The organism is Micromonospora sp. L5 (genome assembly GCF_000177655.2).
Lineage (GTDB): Bacteria > Actinomycetota > Actinomycetes > Mycobacteriales > Micromonosporaceae > Micromonospora > Micromonospora aurantiaca.
Window position 1 is genome coordinate 2,332,550 of sequence record NC_014815.1, and the last position, 22,932, is coordinate 2,355,481.

The 22,932-nt window shown below is 72.5% G+C and carries 17 protein-coding genes; 9 read left to right on the top strand and 8 right to left on the bottom strand.

Annotated elements, in window-relative coordinates:
- Nucleotides 1-5 precede the first annotated feature (5 nt).
- Both ML5_RS11240 and ML5_RS11245 read left to right on the top strand, forming a co-directional pair.
- Nucleotides 6-1,220: an acetyl-CoA C-acetyltransferase gene (locus ML5_RS11240; protein WP_013285318.1), complete on the top strand. Its 1,215-nt coding sequence runs from the start codon at nt 6-8 to the stop codon at nt 1,218-1,220.
- A gap of 9 nt (nt 1,221-1,229) precedes the next feature.
- Nucleotides 1,230-3,377, top strand: coding sequence for a 3-hydroxyacyl-CoA dehydrogenase NAD-binding domain-containing protein (locus tag ML5_RS11245; RefSeq protein ID WP_013474774.1), 2,148 nt, complete (start codon nt 1,230-1,232; stop codon nt 3,375-3,377).
- A 6-nt stretch (nt 3,378-3,383) separates the two neighbouring features.
- Here ML5_RS11245 and ML5_RS11250 read toward each other — a convergent pair whose 3' ends face one another.
- Entirely contained in the window at nt 3,384-5,330 is a 1,947-nt protein-coding gene (locus tag ML5_RS11250) for a GMC family oxidoreductase N-terminal domain-containing protein (RefSeq protein WP_013474775.1), read from the bottom strand.
- 32 nt (nt 5,331-5,362) lie between these two features.
- Nucleotides 5,363-6,514, bottom strand: coding sequence for an acyl-CoA dehydrogenase family protein (locus tag ML5_RS11255; RefSeq protein WP_013474776.1), 1,152 nt, complete (start codon nt 6,512-6,514; stop codon nt 5,363-5,365).
- Between the two features lie 76 nt (nt 6,515-6,590).
- Here ML5_RS11255 and ML5_RS11260 point away from each other — a divergent pair, with 76 nt between their 5' ends.
- Nucleotides 6,591-8,081 carry an aldehyde dehydrogenase family protein gene (locus tag ML5_RS11260; protein ID WP_013474777.1) on the top strand — a complete coding sequence of 497 codons (1,491 nt, stop codon included), beginning with the start codon at nt 6,591-6,593 and terminating at the stop codon, nt 8,079-8,081.
- A gap of 1 nt (nt 8,082) precedes the next feature.
- On the opposite strand, the gene ML5_RS11265 is transcribed toward ML5_RS11260, so the two are convergent.
- Nucleotides 8,083-8,763 carry a GntR family transcriptional regulator gene (locus ML5_RS11265; RefSeq protein ID WP_013285323.1) on the bottom strand — a complete coding sequence of 227 codons (681 nt, stop codon included), beginning with the start codon at nt 8,761-8,763 and terminating at the stop codon, nt 8,083-8,085.
- Between the two features lie 43 nt (nt 8,764-8,806).
- Here ML5_RS11265 and ML5_RS11270 point away from each other — a divergent pair, with 43 nt between their 5' ends.
- Genes ML5_RS11270 through ML5_RS11285 form a run of 4 tightly spaced genes read left to right on the top strand, consistent with a single transcriptional unit; the run spans nt 8,807 to nt 12,969 of the window.
- On the top strand, nt 8,807-9,628 hold the full coding sequence (locus ML5_RS11270) for an enoyl-CoA hydratase-related protein (RefSeq protein WP_013474778.1): 822 nt from the start codon (nt 8,807-8,809) through the stop codon (nt 9,626-9,628).
- On the top strand, nt 9,625-10,785 hold the full coding sequence (locus ML5_RS11275) for a CaiB/BaiF CoA-transferase family protein (RefSeq protein ID WP_013474779.1): 1,161 nt from the start codon (nt 9,625-9,627) through the stop codon (nt 10,783-10,785). The genes ML5_RS11270 and ML5_RS11275 overlap by 4 nt, the downstream gene beginning before the upstream one ends.
- Nucleotides 10,785-11,813: an LLM class F420-dependent oxidoreductase gene (locus tag ML5_RS11280; RefSeq protein ID WP_013474780.1), complete on the top strand. Its 1,029-nt coding sequence runs from the start codon at nt 10,785-10,787 to the stop codon at nt 11,811-11,813. The genes ML5_RS11275 and ML5_RS11280 overlap by 1 nt, the downstream gene beginning before the upstream one ends.
- A gap of 22 nt (nt 11,814-11,835) precedes the next feature.
- Nucleotides 11,836-12,969: an acyl-CoA dehydrogenase family protein gene (locus ML5_RS11285; protein WP_013474781.1), complete on the top strand. Its 1,134-nt coding sequence runs from the start codon at nt 11,836-11,838 to the stop codon at nt 12,967-12,969.
- Here the strand turns inward: ML5_RS11285 and ML5_RS11290 are convergent.
- The 4 genes from ML5_RS11290 to ML5_RS11305 form a co-directional block, all read right to left on the bottom strand.
- Complete coding sequence (locus ML5_RS11290) at nt 12,955-13,662, bottom strand: TetR/AcrR family transcriptional regulator (RefSeq protein ID WP_013474782.1); 708 nt, start codon at nt 13,660-13,662, stop codon at nt 12,955-12,957. The two genes, ML5_RS11285 and ML5_RS11290, sit on opposite strands and share 15 nt — an antisense overlap.
- Nucleotides 13,663-13,798: 136 nt before the next feature.
- Nucleotides 13,799-14,551, bottom strand: a complete 753-nt coding sequence (locus ML5_RS11295) for a succinate dehydrogenase/fumarate reductase iron-sulfur subunit (protein WP_013285329.1) — start codon at nt 14,549-14,551, stop codon at nt 13,799-13,801.
- Nucleotides 14,548-16,482 (bottom strand): fumarate reductase/succinate dehydrogenase flavoprotein subunit, encoded by a 1,935-nt coding sequence (locus tag ML5_RS11300; RefSeq protein ID WP_013285330.1) that lies wholly within the window; start codon nt 16,480-16,482, stop codon nt 14,548-14,550. The genes ML5_RS11295 and ML5_RS11300 overlap by 4 nt, the downstream gene beginning before the upstream one ends.
- A gap of 1 nt (nt 16,483) precedes the next feature.
- A complete protein-coding gene (locus tag ML5_RS11305) occupies nt 16,484-17,167 on the bottom strand; it encodes a succinate dehydrogenase cytochrome b subunit (protein ID WP_082171209.1) in 684 nt (227 codons plus the stop codon).
- 83 nt (nt 17,168-17,250) lie between these two features.
- Between ML5_RS11305 and ML5_RS11310 the strand changes: the two genes are divergently transcribed.
- A complete protein-coding gene (locus ML5_RS11310; protein ID WP_013285332.1) occupies nt 17,251-18,180 on the top strand; it encodes a LysR family transcriptional regulator in 930 nt (309 codons plus the stop codon).
- A 130-nt stretch (nt 18,181-18,310) separates the two neighbouring features.
- On the opposite strand, the gene hrpA is transcribed toward ML5_RS11310, so the two are convergent.
- A complete protein-coding gene (gene hrpA, locus ML5_RS11315) occupies nt 18,311-22,306 on the bottom strand; it encodes an ATP-dependent RNA helicase HrpA (protein ID WP_013474784.1) in 3,996 nt (1,331 codons plus the stop codon).
- Nucleotides 22,307-22,446: 140 nt separating this feature from the next.
- On the opposite strand from hrpA, the gene ML5_RS11320 reads away from it, so the two are divergent.
- Nucleotides 22,447-22,920 carry a cytidine deaminase gene (locus tag ML5_RS11320; protein WP_013285334.1) on the top strand — a complete coding sequence of 158 codons (474 nt, stop codon included), beginning with the start codon at nt 22,447-22,449 and terminating at the stop codon, nt 22,918-22,920.
- Nucleotides 22,921-22,932 lie beyond the last annotated feature (12 nt).

The following is a 22,932-nucleotide window of genomic DNA, read 5'->3' on the forward strand; positions in this document are numbered from 1 at the left end:
TTGGCATGACGACCGATGCGTTCATCTACGACGCGTTGCGCACGCCGCGCGGGCGGGGCAAGCCGACCGGATCGCTGTACGGGGTGAAGCCGGTTTCGCTGATCACCGGCCTGATCGAGGAGACCCTGCGGCGGATGCCCGGCCTCGATCCGGCGCTGATCGACGACATCGTGCTCGGGGTGGTGTCCCCGCTCGGCGACCAGGGCGCCGACATCGCCCGGACCGCCGCCGTCGCCGCCGGCCTGCCCGACACGGTGGCCGGGGTCCAGCTCAACCGCTTCTGCGCCTCCGGGCTGGAGGCGGTGAACATCGCCGCGCAGAAGGTGCGCTCCGGCTGGGAGGACCTCGTCCTCGCCGGTGGCGTCGAGTCGATGTCCCGGGTGCCGATGGGCTCCGACGGCGGGGCCTGGGCGCTCGACCCGGAGGTCAACTTCACCACCGGGTTCGTGCCGCAGGGCATCAGCGCCGACCTCATCGCCACCATCGCCGGCTTCGATCGGGAGACGGTCGACGCGTACGCGCTCCAGTCGCAGGCGCGGGCCGCGAAGGCGTGGGCCAACGGCTACTTCGCCCGGTCCGTGGTGCCGGTACGCGACCGTAACGGGCTGACCGTGCTGGACCGGGATGAGCACATCCGGGCCGACTCGACGGCGGAGAGCCTCGGCGCGCTGCGCCCCTCGTTCGCCGAGATCGGTGAGAAGGCGGGCTTCGACGCGGTCGCGTTGCAGAAGTACCACTGGGTCGAGCGCATCGAGCACGTCCACACGGCGGGCAACTCCTCCGGCATCGTGGACGGCGCTGCGCTCGTCGCGATCGGCAGCGAGGCGGCAGGCGCCGCCGCCGGTCTCACCCCGCGCGCCCGCGTCGTGGCCACAGCGCTCAGCGGCGCCGACCCCACCATCATGCTCACCGGCCCGGCCCCGGCCGCCCGCAAGGCGCTCGCGAAGGCCGGTCTCGGCGTCGACGACCTCGACCTGGTGGAGATCAACGAGGCGTTCGCCGCGGTGGTCCTGCGGTTCGTCGCCGACCTCGGCCTGAACCCGGACATCGTCAACGCCAACGGCGGGGCGATCGCGATGGGCCACCCGCTCGGCGCGACCGGCGCCATGATCCTCGGCACGCTCGTCGACGAACTGGAACGACGCGGCGGCCGCTACGGCCTGGCCACGCTCTGCGCGGGCGGCGGCATGGGCATCGCGACCGTGATCGAACGAATCTGAGGAGCACGAATGGCAAACACCATCCGGTGGGAGCACGGCGACGACGGCATCGTGCTGCTCACCCTCGACCACCCCGGCCGCTCGGCGAACGTGATGAACGCGGAGTTCGGCGAGAGCCTGGCGGCCACCGTGGACCGGCTCGAAGCCGAGCGTGACCGGATCACCGGCGTGATCGTCACCTCGGCCAAGAAGACGTTCTTCGCCGGCGGCGACCTGGAGACCCTGGTGCGGCTCACGCCCGCCGACGCCGAGGCGTCGGCGGCCGACGCGGCCGCGCTCAAGCAGGCCGTACGCCGGCTGGAGACGCTCGGCCGCCCGGTCGTCGCCGCCGTCAACGGATCGGCCCTCGGCGGCGGACTGGAACTGGCCCTGGGCTGCCACCACCGCGTCGTGCTCGACGACCCGGCCATCGAGATCGGCTTTCCCGAGGTCACGCTCGGTCTGCTGCCCGGCTGCGGCGGCGTGGTGCGTACCGTCCGGCTGCTCGGCGTCACCGCCGCGCTGACCGACTGGCTGCTGCGCGGCCAGCGCCGCCGGCCGCAGGACGCGCTCGCGCACGGGCTGGTCGACGAGTTGGCCGCCGACCGGGACGCCCTGATGGCCGCCGCCCGTGAGTGGATCGCCGCCCACCCGGACGCGACCCAGCCGTACGACCGCAAGGACTACCGGATGCCCGGCGGCACCCCGTCCAGCCCCGGCCTCGCGGTGCAGTTGCCGGCCATGCCCGCGCTGCTGCGCAAGCAGCTCAAGGACGCGCCCTACCCGGCGCCCCGCAACATCCTCGCCGCCGCCGTCGAGGGCGCTCAGGTGGACCTGGACACCGCGTTCGTCATCGAGGGGCGGTACTTCACCGAGCTGGCGACCGGCCAGGTCGCCAAGAACATGATCAAGGCGCTCTTCTTCGACCTCCAGACCGCCCGGTCCCGCACCGCCGGTGGCGACCACGAGCCGGTACGCAGCGTCGCCGTCGCCGGCGCGGGCATGATGGGCGCCGCCATCGCGTACGTCTGCGCCCGCGCCGGGATGCGGGTGGTGCTCAAGGACGTCACCGCCGAGGGCGCGGCGCGGGGCAAGGCGTACTCGGCGGGCCTGCTCGACAAGGCGGTCGCGCGGGGCCGGTCCACGCCGGAGAAGCGGGACGAGATCCTGGGCCGCATCCACGCCACCGGCGACCTCGCCGACCTGGCCGGCGTCGACCTCGCCATCGAGGCGGTCTTCGAGGACCCGGCGCTCAAGCACAAGGTGTACGCCGAGATCGAGCAGGTCGCGCCGGACGCGCTCATCGCCTCCAACACCTCCACGCTGCCCATCACGCTGCTGGCCGAGGGCGTCAGCCGGCCGGAGGAGTTCGTCGGGCTGCACTTCTTCTCCCCGGTGGACAAGATGCCGCTGGTCGAGGTGATCCGCGGGGAGCGGACCGACGAGGCCACGCTGGGCCGCGCGCTGGGCGTCGTCCGCCAGTTGCGCAAGACGCCGATCGTGGTCAACGACAGCCGGGGCTTCTTCACCAGCCGGGTCATCGGCACGTTCACCAACGAGGGCGTGGCGATGCTGGCCGAGGGCATTCCGGCGGCGACCATCGAGCAGGCCAGCAGCCAGGCCGGCTATCCCGCGCCGGTCCTCGCGCTGATGGACGAGCTGACCCTCACCCTGCCCCGGAAGATCCGCCAGGAGACGGCCGCCGCGACAGTGGCCGCCGGGGGCACCTGGCAGCCGCACGCCGCCGACGCGGTGATCGACCGGATGATCGACGAGTGCGGCCGGACCGGACGCTCCGGCGGTGCCGGCTTCTACGACTACCGCGACGGGAAGCGGGCCGGGCTCTGGCCGGGGCTGCGGGAGCAGTTCGGCGGCACGAACCTGGACACGCCCTTCGAGGACCTCAAGGAGCGGATGCTCTTCATCGAGGCGATCGAGTCGGTGCGGTGCCTGGAGGAGGGCGTGCTGACCTCGGTGGCCGACGCCAACGTCGGCTCGATCCTGGGCATCGGCTACCCGAGCTGGACCGGTGGCGTCCTGCAGTACGTCAACCAGTACGACGGCGGGCTGCCGGGCTTCGTGGCCCGTGCCCGGGTGCTCGCAGAGCGCTACGGCGAGCGGTTCGACCCGCCGCCGCTGCTGACGGCCATGGCCGAGCGGGGCGAACGGTTCGAGTAGCGGCGGTCAGAGCGCGGCGGCGAGTCGCTGGGCGCTCATGTACGCGATGGCCTCCACGGAGATCATCGGGTTGACGCCCAGCGACCCCGGGAAGGTCGACGCGTCGGCGAGGACCAGGTTGGGGACCTCCCACGTCGCGCCGTCCGGCCGGGCCACCGACGTCGCCGCGCTGCCGCCCATCCGGGCCGCGCCCATGATGTGCAGGGCGGCCATGGCGACCTGCCCGGGCGCGGTCCCCAGCGTCTCGACGTGCCGGACGAACTCGTCGATGGAACCCGTGCCGCGTTCCCAGACCGGGCCGCGCTGGTGTCCGGACCAGAGCCGCAGCGCTCCGGCCGCCTCGACGATCCGGGCCGCGCCGGCGATCCCTGCTCGCAGATGGACCGCGTCGTAGGGGGAAAGGCGGTAGTGCACCACCGGCTCGCCGTCGCGGCCGACCCGGACCTCACCGCTGTCGCGGTCGCGGGTGATCACGCCGACCCCGCCGAGGTGCGGCAGCGCGCGCATCCGGTCCAGATGTGCCCGTCCGCCCGTCCAGCTCATGAACGACACAGCGGTGGCCGGGTTGGTGGCGGCGGTCTCGTAGATGACGCCGTAGCCGCGGCCGTCGAGATCGGCGTGTTCGGTGGAGTACCGGGTCTGCATCCCGCCCTCCCACGGCCGCACCTCCTCGGCGAACACGCCCCACACGCCGGTCGCGGGATGCAGGTGCAGGTGCCGGCCGATGTTCGGGTTGGTGAGCCCGGAGCGGCGGAGCAGGGCGGGTGTCTGCACGCTGCCGGCCGCGACCACCACGGCGCGGGCGCGTACGGCGACCGGGTGGCCGTTCGCGGTATGGCCGGTCACGCCCGTCGCCCGGCCCGCTTCGACGGTGACGGTCCGCACGTCGACGCCGACGACGAGCCGCGTACCGGCGCGCTCCGCGTCGGCCAGCCAGGTCTTCGTCGCGGACCGTTTGGCGCCGATCCGGCAGCCCAGGCCGCAGCGCCCGCACTCGACACCGGTGTCGCAGCCGTCGACGTTGCGGGGCATCTCGTCGACGTGCCAGCCCAGGCGGTTCAGTCCGCGCTCCATCAGCGCGTCCCGGGAGGAGATCCGGCCGTGCTCGCGGTTGACGCCCAGCCTCGACCACACCGCGTCGAGGCAGCTGTCGTACTCGTCGGTGGCGAACTGCGGCACGCCGCGCGCGGCCCACTCCTCGCGTACCCGGGCCGGGGTGGGGAACGACGTGGTGTAGTTCACCACTGTGCCCCCGCCGAGGCACTGCCCCTGGAGGAGGCTGAGCTGGCCCTCGGCGGTGGCGGCGGGGCCCGGGGCGTAGAGCCGGGACAGTCCGGACAGCTCCCCGCCGTCGAAGTCCCGGTCGTCGTAGTAGCCGCCCTTCTCGACGACGACCACGTCCAGGCCGTGCCCGGCGAGGACCGCGGCGGCAGTGCCGCCGCCGGCGCCGGATCCGACGACGACGACGTCGCAGTCCAGCGTGGTCGGCGCGGACGGGTGGACCGGGGTCAGCGGCGGCGCGGGCGCGTCGGGCCGGACCCCGAGCGGTCCGGGGTAGCCGATGGCGTCCCACACGGGCGAGTGCCCGGCCGGCCCCGGCGTCAGGTAGTAGGAGAGGGTGGCGGCGCCCTTGAGCGCCTGGAACAGCGCCCGTTTGGCGGTGATCCGCGAGTGGGCCAGCGCGAGCAGCGTCTTCTCCCGGCGCTCCTGCGACTGCCGGGAGAACGGCCGCGCGGAACCGCCGAGGACGAACTGGGTGGCGGGGGAGTCCCACCGGTCCAGCAGCCGCAGGAACTGCCGGACCTCGGCGGCGCGCGGATTGTGCAGGACGAGTGCGGCCATCACCTCGGTCGCGCCGAGCCGGCTGGCCGACGGGGTCCCGGCGCCGTCACCCGGCGCGAACGTGTCGCAGATGCTCGCCAGGGCGGCGCGCTGGCGGTCGGACAGGTGCACGGTGCCTCCGATCGACCGAAGGGCCGGGTGGGTCAGGACATCTGCTCGGACAGGCCGTACGTCTTGGCGATGATCTCGCGCTGGATCTCGCTGGCGCCGCCGTACACGGTGGACACGATCGCCGAGCGGACCAGGCGCTCCATGTCGAACTCGGTGGTGTAGCCGTAGCCGCCCATCATCTGCATCGCGTCCAGCGCGACGCGCCGGGCCGTCTCGGTGGCCTTGAGCTTCGCCATCGAGCTCTCCCGGGGCAGCACCGTGTCCGGTGCCTTGTCGACCTTCGCGGCGGTGTCGTAGACGAGCAGCCGGGCGCACTCGATCTCGGTGGCCAGGTCGGCCAGGCGGTGCCGGATCACCTGGAACGATCCGATCGGCCGGCGGAACTGGCGGCGGTCCTTCACGTACGCCACCACGTCGTCGAACGCGCGCCGGGCGATGCCGAGCACCACGCTGGCGAGGATCAGCCGTTCCATGTTGAGCCCGGCCATCAGCTGCCGCCAGCCGTGGTCGACCCGGCCGACCACCGCGTCGGCGGGCAGCACGCAGTCGGTGAAGTAGAGGTCGTTGACCTCGCGGCCGCCCATGGTGTCGATGCCGGAGACGGTCAGGCCGGGCGCGCCGGCCGGGACCAGGAACATGGTCAGGCCCTGGTGGTCGCCGGCCCGGCCCGAGGTGCGCGCGACGAGCAGGATGTGCTCGGCCAGGTGGGCGTTCGAGCACCACGTCTTCTGCCCGTTGACCACCCACCCGTCGCCGCGCCGCTCGGCCCGGCAGCTCAGGTTCGCCACGTCGGAGCCGGCCTCGGGCTCGGACATCGCGACCGCCTCGACCACGCCGCGGGCCACGCCGCTGAGGATCAGCTTCTTCTGCTCCGGCGTGCCGAACCGCTGGTACGTGGCGGCGACGATGATCGAGGTGGTGAACCCGCCGATGGGCGCCATCGCCCGGCTGGTCTCCTCCAGGAACAGGCACAGCTCGGTCATGCCGGCGCCGCCGCCGTCGTACTCCTCCGGCAGCGACAGGCCGAGCCAGCCGAGTTCGGCCATCTTCCGGTACAGCTCCGGGCTGTGCGGTTCCCGCCCGCCGTCGGTGAGACGGTGCCGTTGCTCGCGGGTGCCGACCTCGCGGCGGCAGAAGTCCCGCACCGCCTCGACAAGTGACAGTTGCTCGTCGCTCCACTCCACCGCGGTACCTCCAGCGCATCGTGAGGGATTGACAGCAAGGCTAAACTATCGAATATCAAATGTCAGGAGGCCGCCGATGACGTCCCTCGTTGAGCACCCCCGCCGGCTGCGCGTCGTCGACCCGGTGACAGGTGAGCACCGCGCCGACTACGACATCGCCGACGACGCCGCCGTGCGCGCCGCCGTGACGCGGGCCCGCGAGGCGGCCGGCTGGTGGGCCGGGCTGGACGCCAGGCAGCGCCGCCGGCACCTGCTGGCGTACAAGGCGGCGGTCGCCGGTGGCATCGAGGAGCTGGCCGGGATCGTCCGGAGCGAGACCGGCAAGAGCCTCGCCGGGGCTCAACTCGAGGTGATGCTCGCCGTCGAGCACCTGGACTGGGCGGCCCGGCACGCCGGGCGGGTGCTCAGGCGGCGGTCGGTCTCCTCCGGCCTACTCGCGTTCAACCAGGCCGCCTCGGTCGAGTACGTGCCGTACGGCGTGGTCGGCGTGATCGGGCCGTGGAACTACCCCGTCTACACGCCGATGGGTGCGGTGTCGCACGCGCTCGCCGCCGGCAACGCGGTGGTGTTCAAGCCCAGCGAGTTCACCCCGGGCGTCGGGGTGTGGCTGGCCGAGCGCTGGCACGAGCTGCTTCCCGACCACCCGGTCCTCCAGGTGGTCACCGGCGACGGCACGACCGGCGCCGCGCTGTGCCGCGCCTCGGTCGACAAGATCGCGTTCACCGGGTCGGCAGCGACCGGGCGCGCCGTCATGGCCGCCTGCGCCGAGAGCCTGACACCGGTGGTGATCGAGGGCGGCGGCAAGGACGCGCTGATCGTCACCGCCGACGCCGACCTCGACGCGGCAGCGCAGGCGGCGGTCTTCGGCGGACTCGGCAACGCCGGGCAGACGTGTGCCGGCGTCGAGCGCGTCTACGTCGAACGGTCCGTCTACGAGCCGTTCCTGGCCACGCTCACCGAACTGGCGCGGCAGGTCCGGCCGGGTGCCGAGCCGGACGCGCCGTACGGGCCGATGACCACGCCCACCCAGCCCGAGGTCGTGCGGCGCCACGTCACCGACGCGCTCGACCGGGGCGGCCGGGCCGTTGTCGGTGACGCGGCTTCGGTCCGGCCCCCGTTCGTGGAGCCGGTCGTGCTGACCGACGTGCCCGAGGACAGCACCGCCGTCACCGAGGAGACGTTCGGCCCGGTGCTCGTGGTCAACCCGGTGGCCGACGCGGACGAGGCGGTCCGCCGCACGAACGCGACCAGCTACGGCCTCTCCGGCTCGATCTTCACCCGCGACCGCCGTCGTGGCCTGGCGCTCGCCGGGCGGCTGCGGGCCGGCGCGGTGTCGGTCAACTCGGTGCTGGGGTACGCGGGCGTGCCGTCACTGCCCTTCGGCGGCGTGGGCGACTCGGGGTTCGGGCGGGTCCACGGCGCGGACGGCCTGCGCGAGTTCGCCCGGGCGCGATCGGTGACGTGGCAGCGGTTCCGGCCGCTGATCGAGGTGATGACGCTTCAGCCGTCCGCCGCCGCGATGAAGCGCTCGCTGGCGATGTTCGCGTGGCGTCATGGCCGCCGGTGACTCACTCGTTCCACACGCCCAGGCCGTCCAGGTGCTTGACCAGCCGCTCCGCGCCGTCGGTGAAGTGCCGGGCCATGACCGGCCGGACCGCCTCCGGGTCGCCCGCCGCGAGCGCGTCGAGCAGCGCCTCGTGATCGGCGACCATGCCGGCCCGCCACTCCGCGTCCGCGGCGTAGAACCGCGACGGCGTGTAGCGGGTCACGGTGCGCAGCAGCCAGGACAGCTTGCGTGCGTCGGCGAGCCGGTTGATCCGGCGGTGGAACTCGTATTCGAGCTGCTCGACCCGGCTGACCTGCCGGGCCTGGGCGGCGCGGCGCAGCCGCTCGTGCTGCTGCCGCAGGTCGTCGAGCTGCTCCGGGGTGATGCTGACGGCGACCCGGGCGGCCAGCTCACCGGCGATGTGGCCCTGGAGGCTGAACACGTCGATGATGTCCTGCCGCGACAGCGGCGCCACCACGTGCCCGCGGCGCGGTTGCAGCTCGACCATGTCCTCCGCGCGCAGCATCAGCAGCGCCTCGCGTACCGGCGTGATGCTCAGCCCGGTCTCCTGGGCCACCTCTTCGAGCCGGATGCGTTCGCCGGGGCGCAGCTGGCCGGACATGATCCGGTCGCGCAGCAGGCTCGCCACGGTCTCGGAGAGCTGGGGCTGAGAGACGTTCTGGATCCTGCCGCGGTCCGCCACCAGCCCAGAGTATCAAATGTCAAATGTCAGAACAGGAGCGCCGATGAGCTCGACCGTGCCGGAGTCCGAACCGGCCGGCGCCGGACTGCGGGCCGCCACCAGCGACGGCGTCCGCACCATCTGGTTCGACCGGCCCGACCGGCGCAACGCGATGTCGCTGGAGATGTTCCGCGACTACTACGCGGCCCTGGTGGCGGCGGACGCCGACCCGGAGGTCCGGGCGGTCGTGGTCACCGGCTCCGGTGACTGGTTCTGCTCCGGCGCCGACCCGGAGGCGCTCGCCGCGCTGCTCGACGAACGCAACCGCGACCTGCTCGCCGGCGAGTTCGGCTACCCACCGCACCTGCCGCTGACGCTCGGCACGCCGATCGTCGCCGCGATGAACGGCGGCGCGGCCGGCCTCGGCCTGGTCCACGCGCTCTACGCCGACGTGCGGTTCATGGCGGCGGAGGCGCGCCTGTCCACCTCGTTCAGCCGGCTCGGCCTCGTCGCCGAGTACGGCAGCGCCTGGCTGCTGCCCCGGCTGATCGGCGTCGGCGCCGCGCTGGACCTGCTGCTGTCCGGCCGCAAGGTCGACGCGGTCGAGGCGTTCCGGATCGGACTTGTGCAACGCGTGCTCCCGCGCGACGAGGTACTGGCCGAGGCACAAGCCTATGCCGCGGCCCTGGCCGAGCACTGCTCACCGGCGTCCATGGCGGTGATCCGGCGGCAGGTGTGGTCGGGCTCGGAGACCGGCGCCGCCGAGGCCGCCGCCGACGCGATCCGGCTCATGGTCGAGTCCCTGGCCGGCGCCGACTTCGGCGAGGCCCTGCTCAGCCGGGCCCAGGGCCGCGCACCCCGCTTCGCCCCACGGGGCGGCGCGTGAGCGGCCCGCTCGCCGGCGTCCGGGTCGTGGAACTGGCCGGGATCGGACCCGGCCCGTTCGCCGCCATGCTGCTGGCCGACCTCGGCGCCGACGTGGTCCGGGTCGACCGGCCGGAGCCCGGCGCGCTCCCGGCCGGTGACCCCGGGCGGAACCTGCTCAACCGGGGCAAACGCTCGATCGTGGTGGACCTCAAGCACCCCGACGGCGCCGAGGTGGTCCTCGCGCTGGCCGGCCGGGCCGCGATCCTGATCGAGGGCTGGCGCCCCGGCGTGGCCGAACGGCTCGGCGTCGGCCCGGAGGCCGCGCTGGCCCGCAACCCGGGCCTGGTGTACGGGCGGATGACCGGCTGGGGACAGGACGGGCCGCTGGCCCGCGCCGCCGGCCACGACATCGGCTACATCGCCGTAGCCGGGGCGCTGCACCCGATCGGCCGCGCCGGCGGGCCGCCGCAGATCCCGCTCAACCTGGTCGGCGACTTCGGCGGCGGCTCGCTCTACCTGGTCGTCGGCATCCTGGCCGCGCTGCACGTGGCGGGTGCCACCGGCCGTGGGCAGGTCGTCGACGCCGCCATCGTGGACGGCGCGGCCCACCTCACCACCCCGTTCGCCGGGATGCTCGCGCAGGGCACCTGGCGACCCGAGCGGGGCCGCAACCTGCTCGACGGCGGCGCACCGTTCTACGACGTGTACGCCACCGCCGACGGCGGGCACATGGCTGTGGGCGCGCTGGAACCCCAGTTCTACGCCGAACTGCTGCGGCTGCTCGGGCTCGCAGGCGCGGACCTGCCGGCACAGCACGACGTGGCCGGATGGCCGGTGCTGCGCGCCCGCTTCGCCGAGGTGTTCGCCGGCCGTACCCGCGACGAGTGGACGGCGGTGTTCGACGGCACCGACGCCTGCGTCGCGCCGGTGCTGTCGCTCACCGAGGCGCCGGGCCACCCGCACCTGGCCGCGCGCGGCACGTACGAGGAGCACTTCGGCGTCCGGCAGCCGGCCGTGGCGCCCCGCCTGTCCGGGACACCCGGCCGGGTCGGCGGCCCGCCGCCCGCGCCGGGCGCGGACACCGAGCCCGTCCTCACCGACTGGGGACTGGGCGCACACCTACCGCGGTGGCTGGACGACGGCGTCGTCGGCCGGAAGCAGGGAGCAGCGCACTGATGCGTATCGGGACGACACTGGCGTACGCCGCCGACCCCAGAAGCGGCGCCGACGACGTGGCCGCCTGGGAACAGGACGGCCTGGACGTGGTCTGGGTGTCCGAGGCGTACGGCTTCGACGCGCCCACCGTGATGGGTTACCTCGCCGCCCGGACGAGCCGGGTCCACATCGGCTCCGCGATCCTGCCGATCTTCTCGCGTACCCCGGCTCTGCTGGCGCAGACCGCCGCGGGCCTGGACGCGATGTCCGGTGGCCGAGCCATCCTCGGGCTCGGCGCGTCCGGACCGCAGGTGATCGAGGGGTGGCACGGCGTCGCGTACGACAGGCCGCTGGCCCGCACCCGCGAGGTGATCGACATCTGCCGGCGGGTGTGGCGGCGCGAGACGCTGACGAACGACGGCCTCTACCGGCTGCCGTTGCCGCCCGGCGAGGGCACCCGGCTGGGCAAGCCGCTGAAGATCCTCACCCACCCGGTCCGCGACCGGATCCCGATCCACGTGGCGAGCCTCGGGGACCGGAACGTCCGGATGACCGCCGAGATCGCCGACGGGTGGCTGCCGTTCCTCTACGATCCGCAGCGCGCGGGCGACGTCTGGGGTGCCGCGCTGGCGGCCGGCCGGGCGAAACGGCCGGCTGACCTCGGGCCGCTGGAGGTGGTGGCCGGTGGGCCGCTGGCGATCGGCCCGGACGTGACCGGGCTGCGCGACCTCGCCCGGCCGCTGATCGCCCTGTACGTGGGCGGGATGGGCGCCAAGGGCCGCAACTTCTACCACGACCTGCTGTGCCGCTACGGCTACGAAGCCGAGGCGGACCGCATCCAGGAGCTCTACCTGGACGGCCGCAAGGCCGAGGCCGCCGCCGCGGTGCCGGCGGAACTGCTGGAACGCACCAGCCTGATCGGACCGGAGAGCTACGTGCGTGACCGGGTCCAGGAGTACCGCGACGCGGGCGTGACGATTCTCAACGTCGCGCCGCTGGGCGAGGAAACGCGGCGCCTCGTCGCCGCGGTCGCGGACATGGTCCGGTAGCGCAGGGGAGGAGCCGACACACATGGACCGCGCGATCTTCACCGCCGACCACCTCGCGTTCGCCGAACTGGTGCGCGCCTTCATCGACAAGGAGATCACCCCGCACCACGAGCGCTGGGAGGCCGACGGCATCGTCGACCGCGGCGTGTGGCGGGCCGCCGGCGCCGCCGGACTGCTCGGCTTCTTCGTCGACGAACGGTACGGCGGCGCCGGGGTCACCGACCGGCGCTTCCACGCCGTCCTGACCGAGGAACTCGCCCGGGCCGGTGCGAGCGGGCCCGCGTTCGGCCTGCACAACGACATCATCGGCCCGTACCTGACCGACCTGACCACCGAGGAGCAGAAGCAGCGCTGGCTGCCGGGCTTCTGCTCCGGCGAGATCGTCACCGCCATCGCCATGTCCGAGCCGGGCGCGGGCAGCGACCTGGCGGGCATCACCACCACAGCGGTACGCGACGGCGACGACTGGGTCCTCAACGGGCAGAAGACGTTCATCAGCAACGGCATCCTGGCCGACCTGGTCGTCGTGGTGGCCCGTACCGATCCCGGCGCCGGGCGGCGGGGGATCAGCCTGCTCGTGGTCGAGCGCGGCATGCCGGGGTTCGAGCGCGGCCGCAACCTCGACAAGCTCGGGCAGAAGGCGCAGGACACCGCCGAGCTGTTCTTCTCCGACGTCCGCGTACCAGCGGCGAACCTGCTCGGCGCGGAGGGCGAGGGCTTCGCCTACCTGATGCGCAACCTGCCGCTGGAGCGGCTGTCGATAGCCGTCGCGGCTCTCGCCGGGGCCGAGACGGTGTTCGCGCAGACGCTCGACTACTGCAAGCAGCGCCAGGCGTTCGGCCGTCCCATCGGGAGTTTCCAGCACAACCGGTTCGTACTCGCCGAACTCGCCACCGAGCTGCGCCTGGGCCGGGTCTTCGTCGACAACTGCCTGGTCGCGCCGGACCTCACCGCGGAGACGGCGGCGATGGCGAAGTGGTGGTGCACCGAGTTGCAGCAGCGCGTCGTGGACCGGTGCCTCCAACTGCACGGCGGCTACGGCTACATGCGCGAGTACCCGGTGGCCCGCGCCTACCTGGACGCCCGCGTCCAGACCATCTACGGCGGCACCACCGAGATCATGAAGGAGGTGATCGGCCGGTCACTCGGCCTGTGAGCCGGGCTCCAGCATGGGTACGAGGAACCGGCGGGCCATGGTCCGCAGCTCGTCGGCGTCGTCCAGGTCGATGACGTGGCTCGGGGTGAGCAGGAAGGAACAGGACAGCCGGGTCATCAGCTCGGCGACCACCTCCACGTCGACTGTGGCGGCGATGGTGCCGGCGCGCTGCTCGCGGCGCAGCTGCCCGGCGACGAACCGCTGCACGGTGGCCAGGGTCCGCCCGCCGTCGCTGATCATCGAGGGGATGAGCACGTCCGGTTCGACGCTCATCAGCCCGCCGATCAGCGGGTTGCGGCGGATCGCGTCCAGCGCGCTGACGAAGCCCAGCACCACCCGGTCGCCGACGGTGGCCGCCTGCTGGATGTCGACCAGGAACCGGTCGAAGTAGCGCCGGAACTCGCGGCGGACCACCTGCTCGACCAGCCGGTCCTTGGTGGCGAACCGGCGGTACGCGGTGATCCGGGAGACGCCCGCCCGCCGGGCCACGTCCTCCATCGTGGAGCGGCGGATGCCCATCCGGCAGAACTGCTCGTAGGCCGCGTCGAGGATCCGGGTCGCCACCTCGTCGCTGTCGTCGGCGCTGTGCAACGCCTCGGTGAAGGCGCGTTCCAGCAGCGACTCGGGCCGGCCGGCCGGTTCGTCGTGACCCGCCTCGGGGGAGGACGCCTGCGCGGGAGCGGTCCGGGCCATGGGTGCCCTCCCGGGGGAGACGGTGACGCGGTTGGCGCTTCACCGTACCAATCGTCGGGGCGTACCCCCGGACAAGCGCGACCGCCGCGCCCCGGAAGTCGGGCGCGGCGGTCGCGTGGGGTGGTGCGGTGTCCGGTCAGGAGCCGGAGCGCTTGGCGGTCGCCTTCAGGTAGTCCCGGTTGAGGCGGCCGATGGTGTTCAGCGGGATGCCCTTCGGGCAGGCCGCCGCGCACTCGCCGATGTTGGTGCAGCCGCCGAAGCCGGCCTCGTCGTGCGCGTCCACCATGCCGATCACCCGGGTGTAGCGCTCCGGCTGGCCCTGGGGCAGCAGCGAGAGCTGGGTGATCTTCGCGGCGGTGAACAGCATGCCGGAGCCGTTCGGGCAGGCCGCCACGCAGGCGCCGCAGCCGATGCAGGCAGCCGACTCGAACGCGGCGTCCGCGTCGGCCTTCGGCACCGGCACCGAGTGCGCCTCCGGGGCGCTGCCGGTCGGCGCGGTGACGTAGCCGCCGGCGGCGATGATCTGGTCGAACGCGTTGCGGTTGACCACCAGGTCCTTGACGACCGGGAACGCGCGGGCCCGCCAGGGCTCGATGTCGATCGTGTCGCCGTCGGAGAACTGCCGCATGTGCAGCTGGCAGGCGGTGGTGCCGCGCTGCGGGCCGTGCGCCTCACCGTTGATCATGAGGCTGCACATGCCGCAGATGCCCTCGCGGCAGTCGTGGTCGAACGCCACCGGCTCCTCGCCGTCGAGGATGAGCCGCTCGTTGAGCACGTCGAGCATCTCCAGGAAGGACATGTCCGGGGACACGTCCTGCACCGGGTAGGTCACCATCCGACCCTTGTCCTCGGGGCCGGTCTGGCGCCAGATGCGCAGGGTCAGGTTCACTTGTAGCTCCGCTGCGTGGGGTGGACGTATTCGAAGGTCAGGTCTTCCTTGTGCAGCACGGGCTCACCGGTGCCGGTGAACTCCCAGGCCGCCACGTAGGCGAACCGGTCGTCGTCGCGCTGCGCCTCGCCGTCGGGCGTCTGGTGCTCGGCCCGGAAGTGGCCGCCGCAGGACTCCTCGCGGTGCAGGGCGTCGATGCACATCAGCTCGGCCAGCTCGAAGAAGTCGGCCACCCGGCCGGCCTTCTCCAGCGACTGGTTGAGGCCCTCGCCGTCACCCGGCACGCGCACCCGCTGCCAGAACTGCTCACGCAGCGCGCGGATCTCGTCGATCGCCTTGCGCAGCCCGGCCTCGGAGCGCTCCATGCCGCAGTGCTCCCACATGATCTGGCCCAGCTCGCGGTGGAACGAGTCCACCGTACGGTCGCCGTTGATCGCCAGCAGCCGCTTGATCCGGTCCTCGACCTCGGTGCGCGCCGCGACCGCCTCGGGGTGGCTGGCGTCGACCTTGTCCAGCGAGTTGGAGGCCAGGTAGTTGGCGAGCGTGTTCGGCAGCACGAAGTAGCCGTCGGCCAGGCCCTGCATCAGCGCCGAGGCGCCGAGCCGGTTCGCGCCGTGGTCGGAGAAGTTGGCCTCACCGATCACGAACAGGCCGGGGATCGTCGACTGGAGGTCGTAGTCGACCCAGAGGCCACCCATCGTGTAGTGCACGGCGGGGTAGATCCGCATCGGCACCTCGTACGGGTCCTCGCCGGTGATCCGCTCGTACATCTCGAAGAGGTTGCCGTACTTGGCCTCGATGGCCTTACGGCCGAGCCGGTTGATCGCGTCGGCGAAGTCCAGGTAGACGCCGAGGCCGGTCGGGCCGACGCCGCGTCCCTCGTCGCACACGTTCTTCGCGGCGCGGGAGGCGATGTCGCGGGGGACCAGGTTGCCGAAGGACGGGTAGATCCGCTCCAGGTAGTAGTCCCGCTCGTCCTCGGGGATGTCCCGCGGGCTGCGCTGGTCGCCCTTGGCCTTGGGCACCCAGACCCGGCCGTCGTTGCGCAGCGACTCGCTCATCAGGGTCAGCTTCGACTGGTGGTCGCCGGAGACCGGGATGCAGGTCGGGTGGATCTGCGTGTAGCAGGGGTTGGCGAAGTACGCGCCCTTGCGGTGCGCCCGCCAGGAGGCGGTGACGTTGCAGCCCTTGGCGTTGGTGGAGAGGTAGAAGACGTTGCCGTAGCCGCCGGAGGCGAGCACGACCGCGTCGGCCATCTCGGTGCTGATCTCGCCGGTGACCATGTCGCGGACCACGATGCCGCGCGCGCGGCCGTCGACGAGGACCAGTTCGAGCATCTCGTGGCGGGCGTTCATCTCCACGTTGCCCAGGCCGATCTGCCGCTCCAGCGCCTGGTACGCGCCGAGCAGCAGCTGCTGACCCGTCTGGCCCCGGGCGTAGAAGGTGCGCTGCACCTGCGCGCCGCCGAAGGAGCGGGTGTCCAGCAGGCCGCCGTACTCGCGGGCGAACGGCACGCCCTGGGCCACGCACTGGTCGATGATGTTCACCGACATCTCGGCCAGCCGGTGCACGTTCGACTCGCGGGAGCGGAAGTCGCCGCCCTTGACCGTGTCGTAGAACAGGCGGTGCACCGAGTCGCCGTCGTTGCGGTAGTTCTTGGCGGCGTTGATACCGCCCTGCGCGGCGATCGAGTGGGCCCGGCGCGGGCTGTCCTGGTAGCAGTAGGACCGCACCTGGTAGCCCTGCTCGGCCAGGGTGGCGGCGGCGGAGCCGCCGGCCAGGCCGGTGCCGACCACGATCACCGTCATCTTCCGGCGGTTGGCCGGGTTGACCAGCTTCATCTCGAAGCGGTGGCGGTCCCACCGCGTCTCGATCGGGCCGTCCGGGGCCCGGGTGTCGGCGATCGGGTCGCCCTCGGTGTAGAGATCCATGTCAGGACACCAATCCGGTGATCACGGCGAACGGAACCAGCAGGTAGCCGCCGACGAGCGCGACGGCGAAGACGAGCGCGGCGATCCGGGCCCGGCGCTCGCCCTTCGGCGTCTGCTGGCCGAGGCTGCGGAACGCGCTGAACGCGCCGTGGCGCAGGTGGAAGCCGAGGGTCACCAGCGCGAGGGTGTAGAAGAGCGTGACGTACCAGCGCTCGGGCGCGAAGCCGGCGACCACGTTGCCGTACGGGTTGGCCGGGTCGCCCTGCGGGTTCAGGTGACCCGTGGTCAGGTCGAGGATGTGGTAGATCACGAAGAGCAGGATGATCACACCACCCCAGCGCATCGTGCGGGCCGCGTAGTTCACGTGGATCTTGCGGCGGTGCGCGTACCGGACCGGGCGGGCGGCCCGGGACCGCATCGCGAGCACGGTGGCCGCGCCGATGTGCCCGAGGACGGCGACGGTGAGCACGGTGCGCTGGATCCACAGGAACCACGTCGTCGGCAGCAGCGGCGTGCCGATGTCCCGCAGCCAGTGCGCGTAGTGGTCGAACGACGTCTCACCCGTGAAGATCTTCAGGTTGCCGAGCATGTGCGCGATCAGGAACAGCACGAGGATGATGCCCGTCACCGCCATGACGGCCTTGAGGCCGACGTTCGAGCGGATGGGCGACCGAGTTTTCGTGATTACCACGCGGTCGACGCTAGGAGCACTTCGATCAGGCGTCCAATGCATCGAAATCGCAGCGTTGATAGCCGTAGGCTATGTAGATGCAGCTCCATCAGCTTCGGTACTTCGTGGCGGTCGCCGAAGTACGACATTTCACCCAGGCGGCCGATCTTGTCGGCATAACCCAGCCCTCGTTGAGTAAGCAAATTCACGCGCTGGAGACCGACCTGGGGGCACCGCTGTTCGAGCGGGTAAGGGGCAACATCACACTGACCGCGGCAGGTGAGGTGCTGCTGCCGCTGGCCAAGCGGATCCTCGCCGACGTGGAGACCGCCACCCGCGAGGTGCAGGAGCTGGTGGGGCTGCGCCGGGGCCGGGTCCGGCTCGGCGCCACCCCCAGCCTCGCCACCTCGCTCGCCCCGCCGGTGCTGCGCCGGTTCCGCGACGCGCACCCCACGATCGACCTGCGCGTGGAGGAGGGCGGCTCGCAGGACCTCGTCCGGGACCTGCTCCGCGGCGACCTCGACCTCGCCCTGATCATCATGCCGTCGGCCGGCACCGACCCGGGGCTGCGCGCCGACCCGATCCTGCGGGAGAGCCTGGTGGTCGCCTCGGTCGACCCGCTGCCGGGCGCCTCGGAGGCCGGAGAGCTGCGCATCACCGACCTGCGCGACCAGCCGCTCGTCATGTTCCGCGAGGGCTACGACCTGCGCGACGCCACGCTCCAGGCGTGCCGGGCGGCCGGGTTCGAGCCGACCCTGTCCGTCGACGGCGGGGAGATGGACGCCGTGCTCAGCTTCGTCGAGGCCGGGCTCGGCGTCGCGCTGGTGCCTGGCATCGTGGTGGCCCGCCGCGCCGGCATCCGGGTCACCCGGCTCGTCCCGCCCGGCGTCCGCCGGACCATCGCGGTGGCCCGCCGCCGCGACGTGGTGCCCACCCACGCCGGGCGCGAGCTGCGCCGCATCCTCCTGGAGTACGTCCACGACGCCACCGCCACCGCCGAACTCCCCCCAGGCGTGGAGCCCCTCTGACCGCCCCTCTCCCGCCGCCCCTCTCCCGCGCGATCTTGCACTTTCGGCCCCGGCGAAAGGTGCGAATGCCACTGCGCGGGGGCACCAAGTGCAAGATCGACGAGGCGGGGGCGGCGGGCGGGGGTGTGGGTCAGCGGGACTCGGCGTCGTCCATGGCTCGGTAGATTCGCTGCTCCGAGACGGGGTAGGGGGTTCCCAGGGCCTGGGCGAAGACGTTCACCCGCAGCTCCTCGATCATCCAGCGGATCTGGCGGACCGCCGCCGAGGCACGTCGCGGCGGGGGCAGCGCGGCCAGCATGTCCTGGTACTCCTTCTGCACCACGGCGACGCGGTCCTGCTGCTGCTTGTCCCGCTGCGGGTTGCCCGGCAACCGGTCCAGCCGCCGCTCGATCGCGGTCAGGTAGCGCAGCAGGTCGGGCAGACGCGCGTACCCCGTCTCGGTGATGAAACCCTTGTGCACCAGGCCGGTGAGCTGGTTGCGGATGTCGGCCAGCGCGGCCACCACGGCGAGGTTGCGGGTGGCGCCGAGCCGCTGCTCCACCGCGTACGCGGAAGCGAGCACCCGGCGTACCCGCTCCATGATCTCGACCACGGTGTCCACCAGGTCGGCGCGGACCCTCTCGCGCAGCGCGGCGAAGCCCTCGGCGTCCCAGGCCGGGCCGCCCGCGTCGCCGATCAGCTTGTCGATCGCCGCGCCGGCCGCGTCCTCGATCAGCTCCGGCACGCTGCCGTGCGGGTTGCGGGACAGCGCCAGCTTCGCCTCGTTGCTCAGCCGCCCCTGGAGGAACTTCGCCGGTGACGGCATCGTCAGCCGCAGCAGCCGCCGGGTGCCCGCCCAGTGCGCGGCCTCCTGCTCGGCGGCGGAGTCGAACACCTTCACCCCGACCGTCGCGCCCTCGTCCACCAGCGCCGGGTACGCGGTCACCGCGAAGCCGGCGCGTACCTGCTCGATGGTGCGCGGCAGCACGCCGATCGACCACTCGGTCAGCCCGGTACGGGCCACGTCGGGCGCGGCGGCGGCCACGACCTGGCGTACCTCCTGGCGCAGCTCGCGTTGCAGCGCCGGCAGGTCCTTGCCCTCGGCGACCGGCTTGTCGTCGTCGCCGAGCACCCGGAACGTGACCCGCAGGTGCGGCGGCAGCCTGCCGAGGTCCCACGCGTCGGCCGGAACAGTCACCCCGGTCATCCGGCGCAGCTGCCGGGTCAGCGCGGCCAGCAGCGGCTCCTCGCCCGGTGTGATCGCGGCGAGCGCGGCGCGCGCGTAGTCGGGCACCGGCACGAAGTTGCGCCGTACCGGCTTGGGCAGCGACCGGATCAGCGCGATCACCAGCTCCTCGCGCAGCCCCGGCACCTGCCAGTCGAAGCTCTCCGCCGGCACCTGGTTGAGCAGCGGCAGCGGGATGTCCACAGTGACGCCGTCGGTGGGCGCGGTCGGGTCGAACGTGTACGTCAGCGGCAGCGTCACGCCGTCGGCCCGCCACTGGTCCGGGAAGTCCTCCTCGTCGACCCCGCCCCGGCCGTCGTTAACGAGCAGCTCGCGGGTGAACGTGAGCAGGTCGGGCCGCTCCCGGCGGGTCTTCTTCCACCACGAGTCGAAGTGCCGGCCGGAGACCACGTCGGCGGGGATCCGCTGGTCGTAGAAGGCGAAGATGGTCTCGTCGTCGACCAGGATGTCGCGGCGCCGGGCCCGGTTCTCCAGCTCCTCGATCTCGGTCAGCAGCTTCTGGTTGTCCCGCCAGAACTGGTGGTGGGTCTGCCAGTCGCCCTCGACCAGGGCGTGCCTGATGAACAGCTCGCGGCTGAGACCTGCGTCGATCCGCCCGAAGTTCACCTTGCGGGAGGTGACGATCGGGATGCCGTACAGCGTGACCTTCTCGTAGGCCATCACCGCGGCCTGCTTCTTCTCCCAGTGCGGCTCGCTGTAGCTGCGCTTCACCAGGTGCTGGGCCAGCGGCTCGACCCACTCCGGTTCGACCCGCCCGGCCACCCGCCCCCACAGCCGGGACGTCTCCACCAGCTCGGCGGCCATCACCCAGCGCGGCGGCTTCCTGAACAGCGCCGACCCGGGGAAGATCGCGAACCTAGCGCCCCGAGCGCCCAGGTATTCGTGCTTCTGCGCGTCCTTGAGGCCGAGGTGCGACAGCAGGCCGGGCAGCAGCGACTGGTGCACCTTCGGGGTGTCGATCTCCTCCGGCAGGTCGGCGCCGGCGCCGCGCCGGCCCTCACCCTTGTCCGAGGTACGCAGGACCTGGCGCAACTGGCTGACGATGTCCTGCCACTCGCGTACCCGGAGGTAGTTGAGGTATTCGGCCTTGCCCATCCGGCGGAACGCGCTGGACGACAGCTCCCGCTGCTTCTCCCGCAGGTAGCGCCACAGGTTCAGGTACGCGACGAAATCGGACTCCTTGTCGGCGAACCGGGCGTGCGCCTGGTCGGCCTGGGCCTGCTTGTCGGCCGGGCGTTCCCGGGGATCCTGGATGGACAGCGCGGCGGCGATCACCACGACCTCGGTGGCGCAGCCGTTGCGCTCGCCTTCGAGGACCATCCGGGCCAGCCGGGGGTCGACCGGGAGCTGGGCCAGCCGCCGGCCCAGCGCGGTGAGCCGCTTCGCCGGGTCGGTCTCGGCCGGGTCGAGCGCGCCCAGCTCGTGCAGCAGGTTCACGCCGTCGGTGACGTTGCGCCGGTCCGGCGGGTCGATGAACGGGAACGCCGCGACGTCGCCGAGCCCGATCGAGGTCATCTGGAGGATGACCGAGGCCAGGTTGGTCCGCAGGATCTCCGGGTCGGTGAACTCGGGGCGGGAGTCGAAGTCCTGCTCGTCGTAGAGGCGGATGCAGATGCCGTCCGAGGTACGCCCGCAGCGGCCCTTGCGCTGGTTGGCGCTGGCCTGCGAGACCGGCTCGATCGGCAGCCGCTGCACCTTGAGCCGGCTGGAGTAGCGGGAGATCCGGGCGGTGCCCGGGTCCACCACGTACTTGATGCCGGGCACCGTCAGCGAGGTCTCCGCGACGTTCGTGGCCAGCACCACCCGGCGGTTGGAGTGCGCGGCGAAGACCCGGTGCTGCTCGGCGGTGGACAGCCGGGCGTACAGCGGCAGGATCTCGGTGCCGAGCAGCGACCGCTTGGACTGCACCAGCTTGCCCAGCGCGTCGGCGGTGTCCCGGATCTCCCGCTCGCCGCTGAGGAACACCAGGATGTCGCCGGGCCCCTCGGCGGCCAGTTCCTCGACCGCGTCGCCGATGGCCTGGATCTGGTCCCGGACGTTCTCCTCGTCGGCCTCGTCCTCCTCGTCGGCCTCGGTGACCTCGACGAGCGGCCGGTAGCGGACCTCCACCGGGTACGTGCGCCCGGACACCTCGACCACCGGCGCCGGGTTGCCCTCGGCGTCGGCGAAGTGTTTCGCGAACCGGTCGGTCTCGATGGTGGCCGAGGTGATGACGACCTTGAGGTCGGGCCGTCGGGGCAGGAGCTGCCTGAGATAGCCGAGGATGAAGTCGATGTTGAGGCTGCGCTCGTGCGCCTCGTCGATGATCAGCGTGTCGTACTGCCGCAGCATCCGGTCGGTCTGCAACTCGGCCAGCAGGATGCCGTCGGTCATCAGCTTGACCAGGCTGTTGTCGCCCACCTGATCGGTGAAGCGCACCTTGTAGCCGACCACGTCGCCCAGCTCGGTGCCGAGTTCGTCGGCGATCCGGTCGGCGACGGTGCGGGCCGCCAGCCGGCGGGGCTGGGTGTGCCCGATCAGGCCGGTGATCCCGCGCCCCAGCTCCAGGCAGATCTTGGGGAGCTGGGTCGTCTTCCCGGAGCCGGTCTCACCGGCCACGATCACCACCTGGTGGTCGCGGATCGCGGCGGCGATGTCGTCCTTGCGCTCGCTGACCGGCAACTGCGGCGGGTAGGTGATCGCCGGGACGGCCGCGCGGCGCGACTCCAGCCGCGCCTCGGCCCGGGTCACCTCGGCCGCGATCTCGGCCAGCGCTGCCTCCCGCCGCTGCGGGTCGCGCAGCCGGCGCACGCCGTCGAGCCGCCGCTGGATCCGGCGCTGGTCGCGGAACATCAGGGGGGCGAGGCGGCGGTGCAGGTCGCGGGCGGTCTCAGGGGCGGCGGGTACGGCTGGATTCTGCATGTCGTCGCCAAGGATAGGCAGCCGCGCGGCGGACCGCCCCCGGGTTACCGGCGCTGGGCGTGCCCTCCCTGGTGCGGCCGTCCCCGCCGGATAAAGTTGCCGCCGACGAGGCCGACGGACGAGGCCGACGAGGGGCGGGGATGATCATGCGGGACACCGACCGGGCGCTCGTGCAGGCCGCCACCGCCGTCGCGAAGCTGCGCTGCCGCAGCGACAACCACACAGTCGCCGCCGCCGTACGCAGCACCGACGGCCGGGTGTTCAGCGGCGTGAACGTCTACCACTTCACCGGCGGCCCGTGCGCCGAGGTGGTCGCACTCGGTGCCGCCGCGACCCAGGGCGCGGGCGAGCTGGAGGCGATCGTCGCGGTGGGGGACCGCGGCCGGGGCGTCCTGCCGCCGTGCGGACGCTGCCGTCAGGTGCTGCTCGACTACTTCCCGTCGATCAAGGTGATCGTCGGCCCGCCCGACGGGCTGCGCGCGATCCCGATCACCGACCTGCTGCCCGAGACGTACGTCTGGGCCGACCAGCAGGTCGAGGTGCCGGTGGCCGCCCGCGCCGGGGTGTGGCCGACGCCTGTGGTGCCGGGCAGCCGGCAGGCCCCGGAGGACTGACCGCGCCCCGCC